17 protein-coding genes are annotated in these 16,713 nt (G+C 60.7%); 8 read left to right on the top strand and 9 right to left on the bottom strand.

The window, feature by feature from the left end; genetic code table 11:
- The first annotated feature begins 11 nt into the window (after nucleotides 1-11).
- Entirely contained in the window at nucleotides 12-911 is a 900-nt protein-coding gene (locus CH275_RS25830; protein ID WP_094680967.1) for a LysR family transcriptional regulator, read from the top strand.
- Here CH275_RS25830 and CH275_RS25825 read toward each other — a convergent pair.
- A complete protein-coding gene (locus tag CH275_RS25825; protein WP_179276349.1) occupies nucleotides 887-1,855 on the bottom strand; it encodes an MsnO8 family LLM class oxidoreductase in 969 nt (322 codons plus the stop codon). The genes CH275_RS25830 and CH275_RS25825 overlap by 25 nt on opposite strands.
- Nucleotides 1,856-1,895: 40 nt before the next feature.
- Between CH275_RS25825 and CH275_RS25820 the strand changes: the two genes are divergently transcribed.
- Together CH275_RS25820 and CH275_RS25815 are read left to right on the top strand one after the other, a co-directional pair.
- A complete protein-coding gene (locus CH275_RS25820) occupies nucleotides 1,896-2,543 on the top strand; it encodes a type 1 glutamine amidotransferase (protein ID WP_094680965.1) in 648 nt (215 codons plus the stop codon).
- Between the two features lie 39 nt (nucleotides 2,544-2,582).
- The gene (locus CH275_RS25815) at nucleotides 2,583-2,957 is read left to right on the top strand and encodes a VOC family protein (protein ID WP_094680964.1); all 375 of its coding nucleotides are present in this window, start codon (nucleotides 2,583-2,585) and stop codon (nucleotides 2,955-2,957) included.
- Here CH275_RS25815 and CH275_RS25810 read toward each other — a convergent pair whose 3' ends face one another.
- The gene (locus CH275_RS25810; protein ID WP_094680963.1) at nucleotides 2,958-3,917 is read right to left on the bottom strand and encodes an endonuclease/exonuclease/phosphatase family protein; all 960 of its coding nucleotides are present in this window, start codon (nucleotides 3,915-3,917) and stop codon (nucleotides 2,958-2,960) included.
- 132 nt (nucleotides 3,918-4,049) lie between these two features.
- On the opposite strand from CH275_RS25810, the gene CH275_RS25805 reads away from it, so the two are divergent.
- The gene (locus CH275_RS25805; RefSeq protein ID WP_094680962.1) at nucleotides 4,050-5,690 is read left to right on the top strand and encodes a GMC oxidoreductase; all 1,641 of its coding nucleotides are present in this window, start codon (nucleotides 4,050-4,052) and stop codon (nucleotides 5,688-5,690) included.
- Between the two features lie 10 nt (nucleotides 5,691-5,700).
- On the opposite strand, the gene CH275_RS25800 is transcribed toward CH275_RS25805, so the two are convergent.
- Nucleotides 5,701-7,320 (bottom strand): alkaline phosphatase D family protein, encoded by a 1,620-nt coding sequence (locus tag CH275_RS25800; RefSeq protein ID WP_094680961.1) that lies wholly within the window; start codon nucleotides 7,318-7,320, stop codon nucleotides 5,701-5,703.
- Between the two features lie 121 nt (nucleotides 7,321-7,441).
- On the opposite strand from CH275_RS25800, the gene CH275_RS25795 reads away from it, so the two are divergent.
- Nucleotides 7,442-7,864: a VOC family protein gene (locus CH275_RS25795; protein ID WP_094680960.1), complete on the top strand. Its 423-nt coding sequence runs from the start codon at nucleotides 7,442-7,444 to the stop codon at nucleotides 7,862-7,864.
- 24 nt (nucleotides 7,865-7,888) lie between these two features.
- On the opposite strand, the gene CH275_RS25790 is transcribed toward CH275_RS25795, so the two are convergent.
- Both CH275_RS25790 and soxR read right to left on the bottom strand, forming a co-directional pair.
- A complete protein-coding gene (locus CH275_RS25790; RefSeq protein WP_094680959.1) occupies nucleotides 7,889-8,428 on the bottom strand; it encodes a hypothetical protein in 540 nt (179 codons plus the stop codon).
- 73 nt (nucleotides 8,429-8,501) lie between these two features.
- Nucleotides 8,502-8,942, bottom strand: a complete 441-nt coding sequence (soxR, locus tag CH275_RS25785) for a redox-sensitive transcriptional activator SoxR (RefSeq protein ID WP_094680958.1) — start codon at nucleotides 8,940-8,942, stop codon at nucleotides 8,502-8,504.
- Nucleotides 8,943-9,006: 64 nt separating this feature from the next.
- Here soxR and CH275_RS25780 point away from each other — a divergent pair, with 64 nt between their 5' ends.
- On the top strand, nucleotides 9,007-10,392 hold the full coding sequence (locus CH275_RS25780) for an MFS transporter (protein ID WP_094680957.1): 1,386 nt from the start codon (nucleotides 9,007-9,009) through the stop codon (nucleotides 10,390-10,392).
- Nucleotides 10,393-10,416: 24 nt separating this feature from the next.
- On the opposite strand, the gene CH275_RS25775 is transcribed toward CH275_RS25780, so the two are convergent.
- A complete protein-coding gene (locus tag CH275_RS25775) occupies nucleotides 10,417-10,806 on the bottom strand; it encodes a VOC family protein (protein WP_094681143.1) in 390 nt (129 codons plus the stop codon).
- A 229-nt stretch (nucleotides 10,807-11,035) separates the two neighbouring features.
- Between CH275_RS25775 and CH275_RS25770 the strand changes: the two genes are divergently transcribed.
- Entirely contained in the window at nucleotides 11,036-11,647 is a 612-nt protein-coding gene (locus CH275_RS25770) for an SLATT domain-containing protein (RefSeq protein ID WP_094680956.1), read from the top strand.
- Complete coding sequence (locus tag CH275_RS30465) at nucleotides 11,644-12,489, top strand: DNA adenine methylase (protein ID WP_094680955.1); 846 nt, start codon at nucleotides 11,644-11,646, stop codon at nucleotides 12,487-12,489. Before CH275_RS25770 ends, CH275_RS30465 begins: the two co-directional genes overlap by 4 nt.
- Before the next feature lie 12 nt (nucleotides 12,490-12,501).
- Here the strand turns inward: CH275_RS30465 and CH275_RS25760 are convergent, their stop codons facing one another.
- The 3 genes from CH275_RS25760 to CH275_RS25755 are packed head-to-tail and all read right to left on the bottom strand — an operon-like array spanning nucleotide 12,502 to nucleotide 16,692.
- On the bottom strand, nucleotides 12,502-13,515 hold the full coding sequence (locus tag CH275_RS25760) for a hypothetical protein (RefSeq protein WP_143546875.1): 1,014 nt from the start codon (nucleotides 13,513-13,515) through the stop codon (nucleotides 12,502-12,504).
- Between the two features lie 2 nt (nucleotides 13,516-13,517).
- Complete coding sequence (locus CH275_RS29285) at nucleotides 13,518-15,446, bottom strand: ORC-CDC6 family AAA ATPase (RefSeq protein ID WP_143546874.1); 1,929 nt, start codon at nucleotides 15,444-15,446, stop codon at nucleotides 13,518-13,520.
- Between the two features lies 1 nt (nucleotide 15,447).
- Entirely contained in the window at nucleotides 15,448-16,692 is a 1,245-nt protein-coding gene (locus tag CH275_RS25755; RefSeq protein ID WP_094680953.1) for a metallophosphoesterase family protein, read from the bottom strand.
- Nucleotides 16,693-16,713 lie beyond the last annotated feature (21 nt).

Here is a 16,713-nt window from a genome sequence, read left to right as displayed (position 1 = left end):
TGGAGACGCGGATGGAACTGCGACAGCTGAAGTACTTCCTCGCAGTCGGGGAGGAACTGAACTTCTCGCGTGCCGCCGAGCGTTGCTACGTCTCGCAATCGGCGATCAGCCTGCAGATTTCCAAGCTGGAACGAGAGATCGGTGAGCCCCTGTTCGAGCGCACCTCTCGCACGGTCCGATTGACCGTTGTCGGAGCACAATTGGTATCCATCGCCCGGCACATGGTGGAGCTCGAGCAGGCGGCACTGGCCCTGACGGCGCGCCGCCGGAACCAATTGCGCCTGACCGGGAACATGACCTTCGCCGCGAACGCCATCGCCGCCATCGTCGCCGTGCGCGAACGCCATCCCGACGCCGAGATCGACTTCGTCCTGAAACGATTCGCAGAACAGATCGAAGCGGTGACATCCGGCGACTGCCAGGTGGCGCTGATCCGTGGCAGCGTCGAACGCTCGGGCCTGCACGTGACCGAACTGTGGACCGAGGACCTCGTCGTCGTTCTCCCCGAGGGCCACCCCCTGGCCGGGGAGGGAAACCCGAGCCTGAGCCAACTCGCCGACTACCCACTGCTGCTGCCCAAACGCAGCGAGCAGATCCTGCTGCACCGGGTGATCGAGCGTGAAATGAAACGTAGCGGGCTCCCACTGACGTTCGGGCCTCCCGTGGCGTCGGATCACACCGCCAGCGCCGAACTTCTCAACCATCCGCAGAGCTGGTCGATCCTGTACGCAAGTACCGCCGACAGCGCTCCTCGGACCGGGCTGGTGTTCCGCACCGAGGCCGACCGAAAACTGCGACTCCCGGTATCGGCGGTGGTCGACGCGACCGTGCCCGCTACCGACATTCAGCGCGACCTCGTGGCTGCGCTGGCGGCCACCGCGCCGGTTCAGCCGGTCGCGCCGGCCAGCTGAGCGAACGCAGTGTCTGCATCGAACAATTCGGCGCGATCGTACGTCGATGTCGAAGCCATGATCTCGTGCGCGCCGGTGCGCTCGATCAACGCTTCAAGCCGGGGACGCACCTGCCCCGCCGTGCCGAGAATTCTCGACGCCAATGACGCCTCGATTCGGTTCCTCGTCTGCGGCGTCCATTGCGATTCATCGATCGCCGACGCCGGTTCCAGGGCCGGAAATTCACCCTCACGTCGTGACCTGGCCATCGCCCATGCCTCCGGAACGGCCAGCCTGCGGGCATCGGCGGGGTCGGCTGCGATCGTGACGTCGAGCGAGACGATCACGTACGGTTCGGGATTCGATGAAGTGGGCCGAAAGTGCTTGCGATACAGCGCCAATGGATCATCGTGTTGGAGCACCGGCCCACCGACGACAACCGGAAGCCCGGCGCGGGCGGCCACCTCCAGACCGGCACCGGTCGCGAGAACGAACACCGGCGGAGACGGAGCAGCAGGCCGCGCCGTCACCGCTGCCGAACCGTCCAGATACGAACGCAATTCGGCGATGTCGGTATCGAAGGTATCCGGTTCGTCGCGGTCTCGACGCAGCGCTGCCCGCACCGGTTCGGTGAACCCGAGCGAACGGCCGACACCCAGATCGATCCGGCCGGGAAAGAGGGACTCCAACATCAGGAACTGCTCGGCCACGATCAGCGGCTGATGGTTGGGGAGCATCACTCCCCCGGATCCGACGCGGATGCGTGAGGTGCGCGACGCCACCGCCGCCGCCAACACCGCCGGAGCGCCCGACGCGATGCCGGGAACGCCGTGATGCTCGGCCAACCAGAACCGATGCAGCCCGATCTTCTCCGCGTGCACCGCCCGTTCGACGGTATGACGCAGCGCCGAGGCGTCGTCCGTACCGGATCGAGTGCGGGATCTGTCGAGAATGGAAAGCAACACAGCCAGGACAACCGCCGGGGCGTCGGGCATATTTCTCGTCATGAGTTGGTGGGTGTTGACGCACGTCGATGTCGAGGGCCCCGCGCTGATCGGAACGATCATGGCCGAGCGCGGAATCGAGTACACGGTGGCCGCGGTGGGAAGTGGGGACTCGTTGCCCACAGCCGATGCGGTCGCGGGGTTGATCGTGATGGGCGGACCCATGGACGCGTGGGGCGATGTCGCTCACCCTCACATGCGGACCGAACGAGAACTGATCTCCGAGTGTCTGCGACGGGACATTCCCGTGCTCGGGGTGTGTCTCGGCGCGCAGCTCCTCGCCGCCTCGCAGGGATGTGCGGTGTATCGGGGGCCGGTTGCCGAGTTCGGCTCCGGTGAGGTGACCGCGACCGAGGCCGGCGCGACGCTGTTCGGAACAGAGCCGGTGGCAGTCGTGCACTGGCACACCGATACGTTCGACCTGCCCGTCGGGGCTGTGCTCCTGGCCAGCTCGAATCTCTACCGGAATCAGGCGTTCCGGTTCGGCAGCGGTCTCGGTCTGCAGTTCCACGTCGAGCTCACACCTGCGCAGCAACCGATGCTCGACGCCCACATGCCTGCGGGAACGGCACCGAGCGCACAGGTCCTCGGCCGCGTCGCCGTGGACGGACGAAGAATTCTCGAAACATTCTTCGACGAGATGTCATAGCGGACCGAATGTGTCCGCAATGGCGCTCATCATTGCCTCATGAACCTCACCATGAAGCTCGAACTCGTCACCCTGGCCGTCACCGACGTCGACCGCGCCAAGGACTTCTACGTCTCGATCGGCTTCAACGCCGACCACGATGCTCGCCCCTGGGACGGCATCCGGTACGTCCAGCTCACTCCCCCGGGCTCGGCGTGCTCCATCGCGATCGGCGAGAACATCACCGATGCCGAACCGGGCAAGGGAGCCGGAATCCTGATGGTCGTGGAGAGTGTCCAGGACGCCTACGAACACCTCACCGCGGCCGGACTGACCATCGACCCGCCCAAGGACGAGGGCTGGGGCACGTTCGTGTACTTCGCCGACCCCGACGGCAACAAGTGGTCGGTGCAGCAGTTGCCCGCGCAGCCCTGATCAGCTCTGACTGGGACAGAAGGCCAGCCGAGCCAGGATGCCGCGGTGGTCGGAGCCTGGAATCGTCACGGCCTCGACCGAACGAACCGCCATGTCGGCCACCAGAACGTGATCGATGGCAATGACAGGCGGGTGCCAGGTGTGCGCCGGGTACGTCCTGAGCATGCCGGCTCCGGTTGCCACCGCGGCATCGACGAAACGCCCGTCCTGCAGGTCTCGATATCGCCGATGATCCTGCGTCGCGTTGAAGTCGCCCGCGACCACCACGGGACCGTCGTCGATGGGGATCTTGGCCAGTAGTTGCCGTAGCAACCCCAGCTCGCGGACCCATTCGGACGGCTCCCGCGGCCACGGCGGCACGGGGTGAACCGCGAACACCAGCGGTCGGCCCGGCATCTCCACCCGCGCCGAGAGCAGTTCGGTGACGAAGCCGTCGTGGCGCTGCTCGTCCACGAGCGGGAGGCGGCTGTAGATGCCGGTGCCGTTACCGCCGGGCGCCGCACTGACGTACGCGTGCGGTAACGACCCCGCCAACCTGGGGCGAAGACGCGCGTCGGCCTCCGGTGTCAGCTCGACCAGCGTCAGAACGTCGGGTCGGTGCTGCTCGACCAACGCCACCAACCCGTCGAGATCGGCCTGTCCCAGCCAGATGTTGGCGTGCAACACCGTCAGGTTCGACTCGTCGGATTTCCTGGTGAATCTGCGTTTTTTCTCAAATCTGCGCCGCTTCAGCGGCATCTGGGTTGCGGCGGCACTCGCCAGTACCGCCGCGCCGGCCGCCAGACCCCACCACCCGAATGCCACGGCCGCGAGAACGGCGCCGGGGAGAGCAGCGAGCATGAGGACATGTGCCAACGAAGCGGCCACGAGCATCGACTGCCCCCGCGCGTCCAACAGGTGCGCCACGATGCCGACCACCGCTACGACGAGCAGTAACAGAGCCGCCGATGCCGAAACCATGAGCGGAGTCTGACAGGCAAACCTGAGGCCGAGCTGGGAACCATCCTCGAGACCGACCGAACCGTTCGCTTTCTCGCGGCAAACACGACAGAATCGACAACGCTGTCCGTGAGTCAAGTAGGGGGACTTTCCGTGAACCGAAGGCAACTGCTGCGGTTGGCCGCTGCCGGAATGCTCGGCGCTGCTACCGCTCCGGTCCTGAGCTCCACCGGGACACCGGGCTCCCCTACTGCAGGCGCGCTGCCGATCGGTGCCGAACGAATCCGAGCACTGGTTCCCGAACTGTTCGCCGATCCCCCGCGCCCACCGGACCACTCATCCGTCATCGTCATCGGCTCCGGATTCGGTGCCAGCGCCGCCGCTCTGCGTATGGCGCAGGCCGGCACCCAGGTGACCGTGCTCGAGCGCGGACTCCGCTGGCCGCGCGACCCCTGGCGCGAGATCTTCACCGCCGACATGACCGCAGACGGACGCGGACTGTGGCAGCAGAGCTCGTTCACCAACATCACCGGCATGCCCGTCGGACCGGTCGACCTCTTCGGCGGCGTCCTCGACACCACCCGCTACGAGAACCTCTCGGTCTGGCGCGGCGCAGCCGTCGGCGGCGGCTCGATCGTCTACACCGGCGTCACCATCGCCCCCGACAAGAAGTTCTTCGACCTCTCCTTCGGCGGACGTCTGAACTACGACGAGATGGCCGCAACCTGGTACCCCAAGGCGCGCTCGATGCTCCGGCCGTCGACGATGCCCGAGGACGTCTACAACAGCCCGAACTTCACGCACTCGCGCACCTGGGACGACCACGCCCGGCGGGCAGGATTCACCCCGGAAGCGGTCGACGGCAACTGGAACTGGAACGTCGTGCGCGACGAGATCGCCGGCCGCTCCAGGCCGTCCGCGACCGTCGGAGCCAGCACGTTCGGCAACTCCAACGGTGCCAAGCACGACCTGACGCAGAACTACATCCCCCAGGCCGAGGCCACCGGTCGCGCGGCCGTGTGCCACAGCCACCGCGTCGCAGCCATCGGAACCGAATCCGGCGGCCGCTACCGCGTCGAGATCGAACGACTCGACCCGTTCGGCAACGTCGTCGAGACTCGCACCGTCACCTGCGACACCCTCGTCCTCGGAGCCGGATCCATCGGTACCACCGAACTACTGATGCGCGCTCGTACCACCGGAGCGCTCGCGAACCTCAACGAGTTCGTCGGCACCGGATGGGGTACCAACGGCGACGCCTCGATGACGCGGTCGCTCGGCCCGATGTCTGCCGGACCGCAGGGAGCGCCGTGCGCATCCCGCATCACCGACGACTCCGGGCTGCCCCTGACCGTCGAGAACTGGTACGTACCAGGCGTTCCCGTGAACCTCGGCTTCATCGGCTCATTGGGTATGACCATCGACCCACTGCGTGGAAGCTTCGGATTCGATTCCGCTGCAAACAAGTTGACGCTCAACTGGCCGAAGGGCGGCAGTCGCGACACCGTCGAAGCCCTACGCGCAGTACAGAACCGGATGGCCCAGGCCGGCGGCACAATCGTCGCGGCCGAACCGTTCACCCGCGACGTCGACGACACCTTCACCGCCCACCCCCTGGGCGGCGCGGTACTGGGCGACGTCACCGACGACTACGGCCGAGTCAAGGGGCACCCCGGACTCTACGTCGTCGACGGTGCGCTGATCCCGGGAAGCACCGGAGCGGCCAACCCGTCGCTGACCATCACCGCACTCGCCGAACGCAACGTCGCACAGATCATCGCCGACGGGCGCTAGCCGACAGGCGCTAGCCGAGCTGGACCTCGGGGCGGCCTTCGGGGACGGTGACCGTGGCTGCGGTTCGCACCGATGCGCCCGGCGTGGAAACGCGATCGAGAACCCTTACCTCCGAACGCCATTCGGTGTTCGTCAGCGTGCTGCGGAGGTAGCCGCGCCGAGCGTTGCCGTACTTGACGTGCGGTGAGGCTTCCGCGATGGCCGCACCGGCGGTGTCGACATCGGCACCGTCCTTGCCCGACGCGATCGACGTGGCCGCGATCTCCACACCTTGTATCGGCGACACCTGATCCTGGTAGTCGCGCCTCAGCTCCGAGACGATCGTGCGATGAATGTCGCCGACGATCGACGCCACGTTCTTCGTGCCGCGATCCCTGGCTCCGTCGAGGATGCGATGACGCGAGGCCTCGTACCCGCTCCACGGATCCATGCCGACCTTGCGATCGTCCCCCTGCACCCGCGCCAGATCGGAGATGACCGTCTGGTGTGCCAGAAAGTTCCACCTCGACGGTGACGCGAACCCGTCGAGGATCCATTGCTCCTGTGCCGCACCGGTAATGGTGCGCGATGGATCGGCCGTCTCGGCGTCCTGCGCATGCTCACCGTCTCCGTGCGCCTGATCGCTGCGGTACTGCCGGGTATCGAGCACCGAGAAGTCCACCAGGTCGCCGAACGAGAAGCGACGGTAGACCTTCATGTCCGGGCCCACGGGCTTCAGATTCGCGCGGACCGGAGTGTTCTCCCACCACGCCTTGAAGGCATCGGCTCTGCGCAGCAGGAATTCTCGCGGATCGTCGTTGTCCTGACTGATCTGCGAGGCCCAGTTGTTGTCCACCTCGTGATCGTCGAACGTGGAGACGAACGGTGCCGACGCGTGCGCGGCAGCGAGGTTCTCATCTGCCTTGTACATCGCGTATCTGTCGCGATAGTCGCTGAGCACCATGGTTTCTCGAGCCGCCGACTCGGTGCGCGGCTCGCCTTGTCGCGCACCCTCGTCCTTGATCGCGTACTCGTAGATGTAGTCGCCCAGAAAGAACACCACGTCGAGATTCGAGGCTGCCAGGTCCCCGTACGCGCCGAAGAAACCGTCCTCCCACTTCTGGCACGAGGCCCAGGCGAAATCGAGCCTGTTCGACGGCTGGCCCAGTGCCGGTGCAGTTTTGGTGCGTCCGATCGGGCTGGCGTGTGCTCCGACGAGGAAACGATAGAAGTATTCGCGAGCCGGCTCCAGACCGCGGACGTCGACGTGAATCGACCAACCGTCGAATTCGGTGGCGAGCTCGATCCCTTCGCGGCTGATGTGTGCGAATTGCTCGTCGGTCGCAATCTGCCACCGCACGGGTACGACGCCCGGAGTCATTCCACCCAGCGGAGCGAAGGGATCGGTGGCGAGCCTGGTCCACAGCACCACCGAATCGGGCAGTGGGTCGCCGGAGGCCACGCCGAGACGGAACGGGTAATCAGGCGTCACCACGGACTGCGCGCCTGCCGTCGCCGTGGTTCCCGCGAGTTCAGGAGTGAACGCCAGCGCCCCCACCAATGCACTCCACGTCAGAAACTGTCGACGTGTGGCCCCCGCCCGCAAAGAGATGTCCTGCCCGATCCGTATCTCGTTACCCCGTCTCACCATTGGTCGAGACTCTCGTGCCCGGGCAAACTCCGCCCGTCATCGATTCGACGCCGAGGTGAACACGACGGATCCATCCGATTCAGGACCGAAGTCGTCCGCAATCTAGACAAAGCTCACAGGCATGACGAACACCGACCGCACCGGATCCCAAATCGACCACCTCAACATCGGCGTCGCCGATCTCGCCGCCAGCGCCGAGTTCTACGGCGCGGCACTTGCACCGCTCGGTATCACCGAGATCATGCGGGTACCGCACACCCCCGAGGCGAACCAGCTCGCCATGATCGCGTTCGGTTGGGCGCGGGTGAAGCCCTTCTTCTGGATCGTGGACGCGCCGGGTTCGGCCATCGGACCGCATACTCATCTCGCATTCAGCGCCCCGGATCGCGCCACGGTCGACGCCTTCCACGCTGCGGCACTGTCGGCAGGAGCAGTCGAGCTCCGGCCGCCGGGACTGCAGCCGGAATACCATGCCACGTACTACGGATCATTCGTGCGCGACGTCAACGGCATCGACCTCGAGGCCGTCTGCCATCACGAATGAATCGACGAACGCAACCTCGGCCTGTCAGCTACTGCCGAATATCGGAGGCAGGGCGGGAATCGGCGGGACGGGATATGCAGCAACGTTCACGACCACGGTGCCGTCGCAGTAGCCGCCGTAGATCGTGGTCGTCCACACGCCCTCGAAGCTGCCGTCGGGTTTCGGGGTGTAGTAGGCCACCGAGCGAGCATCGTTGTAGTCCTTGGGAACGCCTTCGCCCTTGTAGCAGTCCCACACCCAGTCGTAGGTGTGCACCCAGCTCGTTCCGTCCCAGACGTACTCGATCGGGCGGTTCTGAAGAGACTCGTTTGCCGGTGGTGGCCCGGCGACAACGGAGGCGACGCACTCTCCTGCGGTGCAGTCGGTGGCGAAGGTGTAGACGTCGGAGAAATCCGGTTCGCGCTGCGACGCCGCTGCGCTCGTGCCGGTCTTGCTCGCCGCGAATCGCATCAGCGAATAATCGCCGGACCACGACGGGTCATCACCTGGCACCGCACCGGCCGGGAGGGCGGCCGCGAAAATCCACGCCATGACCAGCGCAAGCACGAGCGTTGTCTTTCGCATTTGGACAACGATAACGGTCGAAGCGTCCCACCGACCCCCGGACGACGAGATTCTCCGACCGGTTGGGTTTGTTTCAGATCAGCTGCGCCCCCGGCCCCGCCTTACCGAGCTCGTCGCCCGGATTGAGCAAGGTGCACTTGTTCAATGAGAGGCAGCCACAGCCGATGCACCCGGTCAGTTCCTGTTGCATCCGCGCAATGGACTGCTTCCGATCCTCCAACCTCTGGTTCCATGCGGACGAGATCTTGGCCCAGTCACGCTTGTTCGGGGTGCGACCCGACGGCAACGACGCGAAGACCTCGGCCACCTCCGCCAGTGGTATCCCGAACCGCACCGCCACCTGAATCAGCGAGATCCTCCTGATGACGTGACGTGGAAACTTGCGTACGTTCCCGGCCGTCCGCTCGGCGTGAACGAGCCCGAGGGACTCGTAGTACCGAACTGCCGACACTGCGGCACCGGTTCTGGCCGCAACCTCACCGATGGACAGCAGCTCGTCACTCTTGCGGATCATCCTGCCTCCCAGCCGACGAACGGATTTGACCTGAAGTGCACTTGAGATCCTAACCTTCGTCATCATGCACCCCTCCACCGAACCCACGACAGGAACCTGGCGACAGCTGCTCAGCGCTCGCTACCTCGGCACCGCAACCGTCCTCGCGGGCGGCGTAGCGCTGTACGCCACCAACGTCTACCTCACCACCAGCCTGCTCCCCACAACCATCGACCAGATCGGCGGCCAGCGCTACTACGCCTGGACGGCAACGGTTTTCCTCATTGCGTCCGTTATTTCCTCAATGCTGGTCAGCAATGTCCTCGCCGCCCGCGGACCACGAGGTGCCTACCTGATCGGCCTGACGATCTTCGCTCTCGGAACTGTCGTGTGCGCTCTGAGCCCCACGATGGAACTGCTACTGGTGGGCCGAACGATCCAGGGCGCAGGAGGCGGGCTCCTTGCAGGACTCGGCTACGCCGTCATCAACGCAGCTCTGCCACAACATCTCTGGACCCGTGGAGCTGCACTGGTCTCGGCGATGTGGGGCGTCGGAACGTTCGCAGGCCCGGCCATCGGCGGCATCTTCGCCCAATTCGGTGCCTGGCGAATGGCGTTCGGTGTGCTCGTGGTGGCGGCACTCGCCGTCGCCGCCCTCGTCCCCAAGGCACTCCCGGTCCGCACGACCGAGACCACCGAGGCGAGCCCTGTGCCGATCCTGTCGCTGACCCTCCTCACCACGGCTGCACTGGCGGTCAGCGCTGCCGGAGTGATGTCCAACCTCACCACCACCGCAGTGATGGTCTCGGCCGGCGTGCTGCTCCTGGTCGCCTTCGTGGCTGCAGACCGTCACGCACCCCACGGCGTGCTACCGCCGTCGACCTTCAGCGCATCGTCCCTGAAATGGGTGTACCTGACCATCGTCGTCCTCGCCGTCGCCTCGACGGTGGAGACGTTTATCCCGCTGTTCGGCCAGCGACTGGCAGGCTTGGCACCGTTGGCCGCCGGATTCCTCGGAGCTGCACTGGCATTGGGATGGACTCTCGGCGAGATACCGAGCGCATCGGCCACAGCACCACACATCGTACGACGGATCGTCATCGGTGGACCGATCCTCGTCGCCGCCGGATTGTGCACCATGGGAACGTTTCTCACCGACCGAGCAGGTGCCGGCCTGGTCACCCTGTGGGTAGTGGGTCTGATCATCGCGGGAGTCGGAATAGGAATCGCGTGGCCGCACCTGGCGGTCGGTGCCATGACATCGGTCACCGAACCGGGCGAAGGCGCACGAGCCTCAGCCGCCATCAATACCGTCCAACTGATAGCCAACGCTTTCGGCGCAGCCCTTGCGGGAGTGCTGGTGAACCTCGGAGAATCATCGACGCTGCGATCGGCTCAGTTGCTGCTGTTCACCTTCGCGGCCGTGGCACTCGTCGGTGTGGCAGCGGCCGCGCGATCGCAGCGGACATAGGTCCGAGGTTGATCATCTACCGCATCAGGCCTGAACCACCCACACCGAATTGCCGTCGGGATCACGCAGCGCGAACATGGGCGGCGCACCGTCCTCCGCCCCGGAAATCGCGTCCATGTCGACACCGCCGATCGCGCTCAGTCGGGCATGTTCCGCCTCGACGTCGGGAGTTTCGACACCGATGGAGGCCCCGCCGGGCGAGTCACCCATCGGCGGATTCAGGGCGAGCCGCGCCGTCGAACCGGGCGGAGCCACCTCAACCCACCGATACTCGCCCTCGGGACCGAAGCGCGTATCGTCGCGCAGCTCGAAGCCAAGTACACGCGAATAGAACTCGAGAGCCGCGTCCTGGTCTGAGACGGTGAACATGGCCACGCCGATGTTCACGATGGTGCTGGATGTTTGATCATTCATGTCCGTACCGACTCGAGTGACGCGGAAAACACACCGCGCACCCAGATACGACTCCACCCCCGCATCGACCGAAGTCGATGCGGGGCTTAGGTCTGCAGGCTCTGTCATCCGGAAAAATAACACCGTTCGGCAAATTTGCGCCTTACTAAGCGCAGTTCCACAGAACATCTGGTACCCTGCCAATGTCTTACACCCACTTTCGAGACGATAGGCCAACTGGCAAACGCTGATGATGCAATCGAATCGCGAGCTACAGATAGACTTCGATTCGCTTCGTGAAAGCATGGATTCGAGTCCGGAAGACACGGTTTTTTTCGTCCTCAGTTACGGAAAAGATGTCAGGCGCTGGTACGTCGGCGACAAGAAGAAAAAGCGATGGCGTTCGAAGGTACTGCGAGTGGTTGTACTCACCGCCGGTACGGCAGGCACTGTTGTCCCTACGATCTCCTCCATTTGGGGGTCGATCCCCTTAGGGATAGGCTATCTCCTTCTCGCCACGGCAGCTCTTGCATACGCCGTAGACAAATTCTTTAACCTATCCGCCTCATGGATACGAGACCAACTAACCATTCACAAAATTGAATCCCTAACAATAGCGTTTATTGCTTCGTTAGCAACAGCAGGTCAGGTGGCAGGAGAGTCGCTCGAACGCGAAACCCTTCTCAAGGCTATTGCCTACCTCCAAGATTTACTCGCGCTTACCGTTGACGAGACCAACAGCTGGGCCGATGATTTCCAATCGACGCAGGAGCTTCTCGCCACGCACAATTTCTCGACATCTTTTACTGGTTCACCTTCCCGCACAGATGAATCAAACAAGTTACCGAATGCTGATAGATGACCATGACGAACTCTGCTTCAACCTCGCATGCCACTGCAGGCCCCATCTTAAGATGGGCTGGAAGTAAACGTCGATTGTTGCCCCTACTGCTCGCGACCGCGCCTACCGTCTTCGACCGTTACCATGAGCCGTTTGCCGGATCTGCATGTTTCTTACTTGCATTGAATCCCAAAAAGGCGACTTTAAATGATGCCAATTTCGCGTTGATTAGCGCCTACAGGTCGATATCGAGAGATACAGAAGGTATCTACCGACGACTTACGCTGATACCTAATGACGAGAACACTTACTACAAGATTAGGAACATCAAACCAGAGACGCTGTCTGAGCAAGATCGCGCGACCCGATTTGTGTATCTCAATCGAAATTGTTTCAACGGGATATATAGAACCAATCGACAGGGACAGTTCAACGTTCCTTACGGAAATCGAACGGGACCACTTCCTACACTGGCCGAGTTTCATGCTTTTGGCCGCCGCCTACGACGTACAACGCTTAAGTCCGTAGATTTCGAGAAAGCTCTGCATGCTTGCAGGCCTGGAGACTTTGCTTACCTTGACCCTCCGTACTTCAGCGCCAATCGCCAGACGTACGGCGAGTATGGATACGAAACGTATCGAGATTCTGACGTAAGACGCCTAATCGAATCGGTTCAAACACTGACCAGCAACGGAGTTAGAGTGATGATTTCCTACAAAGCTGACGCCGAACTGCTTAAAGCACTTGCCACTTCGACGTGGACTATCCGAAGCTTCGATGTTCATCGGGGCCTTGCCGCCTCGGCTAACGCACGCACATCCACGCGCGAAATATTGGCGACTAACTACAGTTTCCGCGAATAAGAGTACGCCAAATTAGGTTAGAGACTTCTTCTTTCGCAGAAGAACACTGACACCGACTGGATCTGTTGTGCAGACACGGTTCTCAGGCGTTCGAGCAGAGTCAGCGGACAACCTCCAAACCGCCAATTCGTCACCGTAAGCTACTCCGACAAGGAAGCAAGCAAGCGCAAATATTTTGGTACCAATCGGGACTAGTATTACCCGTCTACTCCTCACAAGCGAGTGAACGATCGACTCAACCGCCAGCGCAGTTCTCATCGGCGAACGAACAGAATACTGATAGATGTTTTCCGTGACGCCCTCAATCAGCGCAGAATTCCGATCCATAACAATGTGGTCGTAACGATCGTCGACCCCGCTTGCCACAAACAAATATGCGTCCGTAGGCTCCAATGTCTCTAATGCGCCGAGCGCCAAGTTGTGCTCGAAACCCAAGCCCAGCACACACGCCAGCGGCAAATCGGGGGTGCTGGTCCAACCCTCGAAACCTGAAATTGGTCGGTTGACGTGAATAGGGCCTTCGCTTCCGACGAGCTTTTCGTCGAAATCTGCGCACGAATAGTAAAAGTCGATCTCGATTTCCTCGACTTGATCAACCATCAGCGCTAACACCGTACCGGCAAGGCGATCACGGTCCATGGATGAGATGTCGATTGCAAACCGCAACGTCTGCGATTGCTCTGAATTCGCGTCCCTCCTGGCTGCTAAGCGTCCAGCTACCAATTCTCTCAAGAATATCCTGTAACTATGAGCATTAGTGTGGTAGATCGTTCCCATTGCCTTATATCTTTCCTCGTTCAGCGAGTAATCAAACGAAGCCACTGCAGGGTACGAGAACGCCCAAATATTTTCGGTCTCTCTTTGCAATCTTTCCGCCACATACCGTGCACGAGTTTCATACCCGAGAGTGCAGATCAGAGCATCATATCGATACTGACCGTTGAGACTCCCTTCTGGTCCCTGTCGGCTCTCAAGCAAGGGCTTTAAGTCGAAATTTACTCGTGGATCAAACTCGTCGAAATACATCGCTATTCCTCCTCAGTCAATGCAAAGCGAAGTTGGGGACTGGCCGAGTTACCTTCCGCCGGTCGCCTCGAACCCGATCCGCGAGATGAAATCGTCCAGCGACCAGGGAGCAATCCACTTAAAGAAACATCTCTCCCCAGTCTCATAGGCAAACCATATCTCGGAGCAAGCATATGGGCGAGTCTAAACCGACTCCCGAGAACCGAACCACTCAGCTTTCCCGCCGTATCCCTCGCCACATAAATAAGCGAGCCTGTATCGACGCCCAACTCGACTAGTTCTACAATCTTCGGATGCGTTGCTTTATCCACGATGAACCCAAGTGGGGCATCTGCGTTGAAGTCCTCTTCGACCAGCCTTTTGGAGAAGTTTGTACCCACCGCATCGAGCAAATCAAGTAGCGACACGGCGCGTCCGTCGACTAGCGAAGAAGGCTGCACCCGGATGAGCGCCAAGAATCGATCGAGAGTGTCGTCAATTACTCGATTCTGCTCGGCTGTTGTCAATTTCCGCCCAACAGATGACGCGTCGATCTGATTCAAAATTGCTTTTGCAAGCGCCAAGATCATTCGCGGATTGCCGTCTGGCAGGGCAAGAAGACTATCAGCCCCGGTATAAATTTTATATGTTTTACGAGACCGACGTCGGCCCCTATCATTTCGGTACTCATCACGAACCAACACGATATTCCGGATTTTCCGCAATGCAGACGAACGAGCTGAAGCACTAAGCTTGCCGAGATCTTCTAGATCGACCTCATTGCTTTGCAGATAGGAAGCGAAAGATGGATCTTTGTCACGCAAGCTTACATATCGCTTCCACAGTTGGCTACCTACTGCATACGGATCCGATCCTGACCGTTTAACAGAAATCTCGTTAGCGTCCTCTGCGTGCAGGTACTCCCGATTATCCATCTCACTCGCGCCGAGAAGGCGGTTTAGGCTTGTTGCAATAGGCGGTTGCCGCATTCGTAGAATTGAACTAATAACATCCCGAGTAAATTTTTCATTTGGCTGCCTAAAAGCCGACGTCAATGGGACGTGATCGTAATCCTGCCCATGAACGGCCGCTAAACGTCCCTCTAAAGCCCGTAGCGCGTGATCTGCGGGTGAAATTGAAAGCTTGTACGAAAGCACGGCCTCCGGGCCACGTAGCCTTCCGATCAGCTCATCAACAATACTCGTCGGTACCAGTTCTAGCTCATCGAACAGCAGATTCCATTTATGGTCATTTTCCCCACTTATCGAATTAAATGCCTCAAGAGCTGACGATGCATCAGCGAAAGGGTCGGCGTCGACCCAAGATGGAATCTGCCGGTCCCGTCCAGCCAAGAATGCGCGGCGAAGAATACCCAGCGAACGCAAGCGTGATTGAAACTCGGACGATACCGACTGGAATGTGGAGCAGACAACAGGGAGTTCGTATATTTTCGTTAAAGCGATACAAATTGTTTCTTCTTGCGCGTCAGTGATGCTGACTCGTAGATGGGCAATGTCTTCTGGGTCGTATGGACCGCTAGTCCTGTAGCTCATCGCCCGCACCACACTTCGAGCGATATGACATGAAAACGCCCCCCAGGAGATCGAAGTTTTCAAACCCTGATCAATATCCGCGGATGTCATTGTCAGCTGCGCATTCCACGATCGGTCAGCACCCACAAATATTCCGGACGCTTGCACGTTTAAGCGCGCAATATCTGCATTTTCATGCTGCCAGTGCTCAAGGGCCTCAGACTGCAGCATGCGAAGCAACGTTGTCTTTCCGCTACCGCGTGGACCTGTCAACAAAGAGTTCCCTGATTGTTGGATCTTCCAGAAAGCATCCGAGGGCACAAAGGTTTTCGCGATATCCCTAGCACTAAGCTTGTTCGCATTGTAGGCGCTGATGTGCTCGGGGAGAAAATCTGATCCAAGATGGAGCGGTCCGTTCATGTCAGGACACTCCCTCTGCAAGAATCCGCTTTTCAATTTTGAGCCAGCGGCCGGCTTCATCAAGGCTCACTCGGATTGGTTCGTCCAACGACCCCATAATTTCTACAACGCGCTGCTTATCATCTGGTGGAAGATAGTCCAATCGCGGTTCCCACTCAAGGAGATCCTGGTAGGAAGCTGAATTAGTGGGGTGCGCCTCAAGCCACCTTTCAATCTGGGAAGATAACCGATGTGGGCCGGTTCGCCATCCCAATCCACATTCCCCTGGTAGCCCGTCATTGGCGCCCGCTCTTCGCCAGCCGTCCAGTCCGGTCCATGACCAACTGTGGACCTTCGCAGCAATGTCGAGCGAAAGCGACTCTGCGATTTCACTGTTCTGGATTTCTATGACATGGAATTGGTTGCGGAATGCGTTACCAAAGTTGTTGCCGCCGTTGTTTACGCTGAAGCTGCTTGCCGAAAAGATATAGGGAGCACCTCCGCCCCCGTGTGCTGTGTGGATCCAGGGTCGGTGCTTGTGACCATGCACAACCAACCAGACACCTGATTCCTCGAGGGTCCTCAATAAGAGTTCCGCGTCGAGCATCTGGCTCCGTTCGCGCGTGTCGATCATGGGCAGCTGTACGACATGGTGATGCGTCAATAGGACGTTCGCGCGCTTATTTAAGCTACTAACCGATAAGGTCCCCGGCAGTCGGGTCGCGGCAACGTCCCCGAGTCGACCATGGTGATACTCGGGATGCCCATCGGCATCGTAGCCGTGGTGAGACGAAGAGTTTAGACTAACTAGATTGATGCGGTCGGTGTCGTACACAGCGTAATCTTGCGAAAAGTATCGCATTTGAGGATCATCACTGGCCTTCGGATGCTCAAATGGGAACAACGGCGAGAGCGCCATCAACGAGGCCTTCGGGTTGGGCCCACCGGACCCTCTGCTGTCGTAGTCATGATTGCCTGCGGTCGCAATGAGCGGCGCATCGAGGCGAACAGACAGCTTATTGAGATCTTCCCATGCGTTTACAAGTCCAGTCACGTCTGCCTGGTGAGCAATATCGCCGGGGCAAATTATTGCATCTACCTTTGACCACCCCATCTCCTCCACCGAGGACCCACACAAGTCAAACATCTTATTGGCTTGAGATCTGGCTCCCCCGTAGCCAAGTAACGAAGGCGCGGAGTCGTCGTCAGGTCCGCCGTGGGCATGCAAATCGGAAATGACGAGCAAACGCACCGGTGAATCACACATGTCCGGAGACTACACGGGGTT

It is taken from the genome of Rhodococcus sp. 06-235-1A (assembly GCF_002258785.1).
In the GTDB taxonomy this organism is placed as follows: domain Bacteria; phylum Actinomycetota; class Actinomycetes; order Mycobacteriales; family Mycobacteriaceae; genus Rhodococcoides.
The sequence above is the reverse complement of the archived record's forward strand: the minus strand, read 5'-3'. Positions and strand labels throughout refer to the sequence as shown.

Coding starts and splice junctions, on each gene's coding strand:
- CH275_RS30465 (WP_094680955.1), top strand. CDS start 11,644: ATGACCATGACGAACTCTGCTTCAACCTCGCATGCCACTGCAGGCCCC.
- CH275_RS25830 (WP_094680967.1), top strand. CDS start 12: ATGGAACTGCGACAGCTGAAGTACTTCCTCGCAGTCGGGGAGGAACTG.
- CH275_RS25760 (WP_143546875.1), bottom strand. CDS start 13,515: ATGTATTTCGACGAGTTTGATCCACGAGTAAATTTCGACTTAAAGCCC.
- CH275_RS29285 (WP_143546874.1), bottom strand. CDS start 15,446: ATGAACGGACCGCTCCATCTTGGATCAGATTTTCTCCCCGAGCACATC.
- CH275_RS25810 (WP_094680963.1), bottom strand. CDS start 3,917: ATGGTTTCGGCATCGGCGGCTCTGTTACTGCTCGTCGTAGCGGTGGTC.
- CH275_RS25795 (WP_094680960.1), top strand. CDS start 7,442: ATGACGAACACCGACCGCACCGGATCCCAAATCGACCACCTCAACATC.
- CH275_RS25775 (WP_094681143.1), bottom strand. CDS start 10,806: ATGAATGATCAAACATCCAGCACCATCGTGAACATCGGCGTGGCCATG.
- CH275_RS25800 (WP_094680961.1), bottom strand. CDS start 7,320: ATGGTGAGACGGGGTAACGAGATACGGATCGGGCAGGACATCTCTTTG.
- CH275_RS25770 (WP_094680956.1), top strand. CDS start 11,036: ATGATGCAATCGAATCGCGAGCTACAGATAGACTTCGATTCGCTTCGT.
- CH275_RS25790 (WP_094680959.1), bottom strand. CDS start 8,428: ATGCGAAAGACAACGCTCGTGCTTGCGCTGGTCATGGCGTGGATTTTC.
- CH275_RS25780 (WP_094680957.1), top strand. CDS start 9,007: ATGCACCCCTCCACCGAACCCACGACAGGAACCTGGCGACAGCTGCTC.
- soxR (WP_094680958.1), bottom strand. CDS start 8,942: ATGATCCGCAAGAGTGACGAGCTGCTGTCCATCGGTGAGGTTGCGGCC.
- CH275_RS25815 (WP_094680964.1), top strand. CDS start 2,583: ATGAACCTCACCATGAAGCTCGAACTCGTCACCCTGGCCGTCACCGAC.
- CH275_RS25755 (WP_094680953.1), bottom strand. CDS start 16,692: ATGTGTGATTCACCGGTGCGTTTGCTCGTCATTTCCGATTTGCATGCC.
- CH275_RS25820 (WP_094680965.1), top strand. CDS start 1,896: ATGAGTTGGTGGGTGTTGACGCACGTCGATGTCGAGGGCCCCGCGCTG.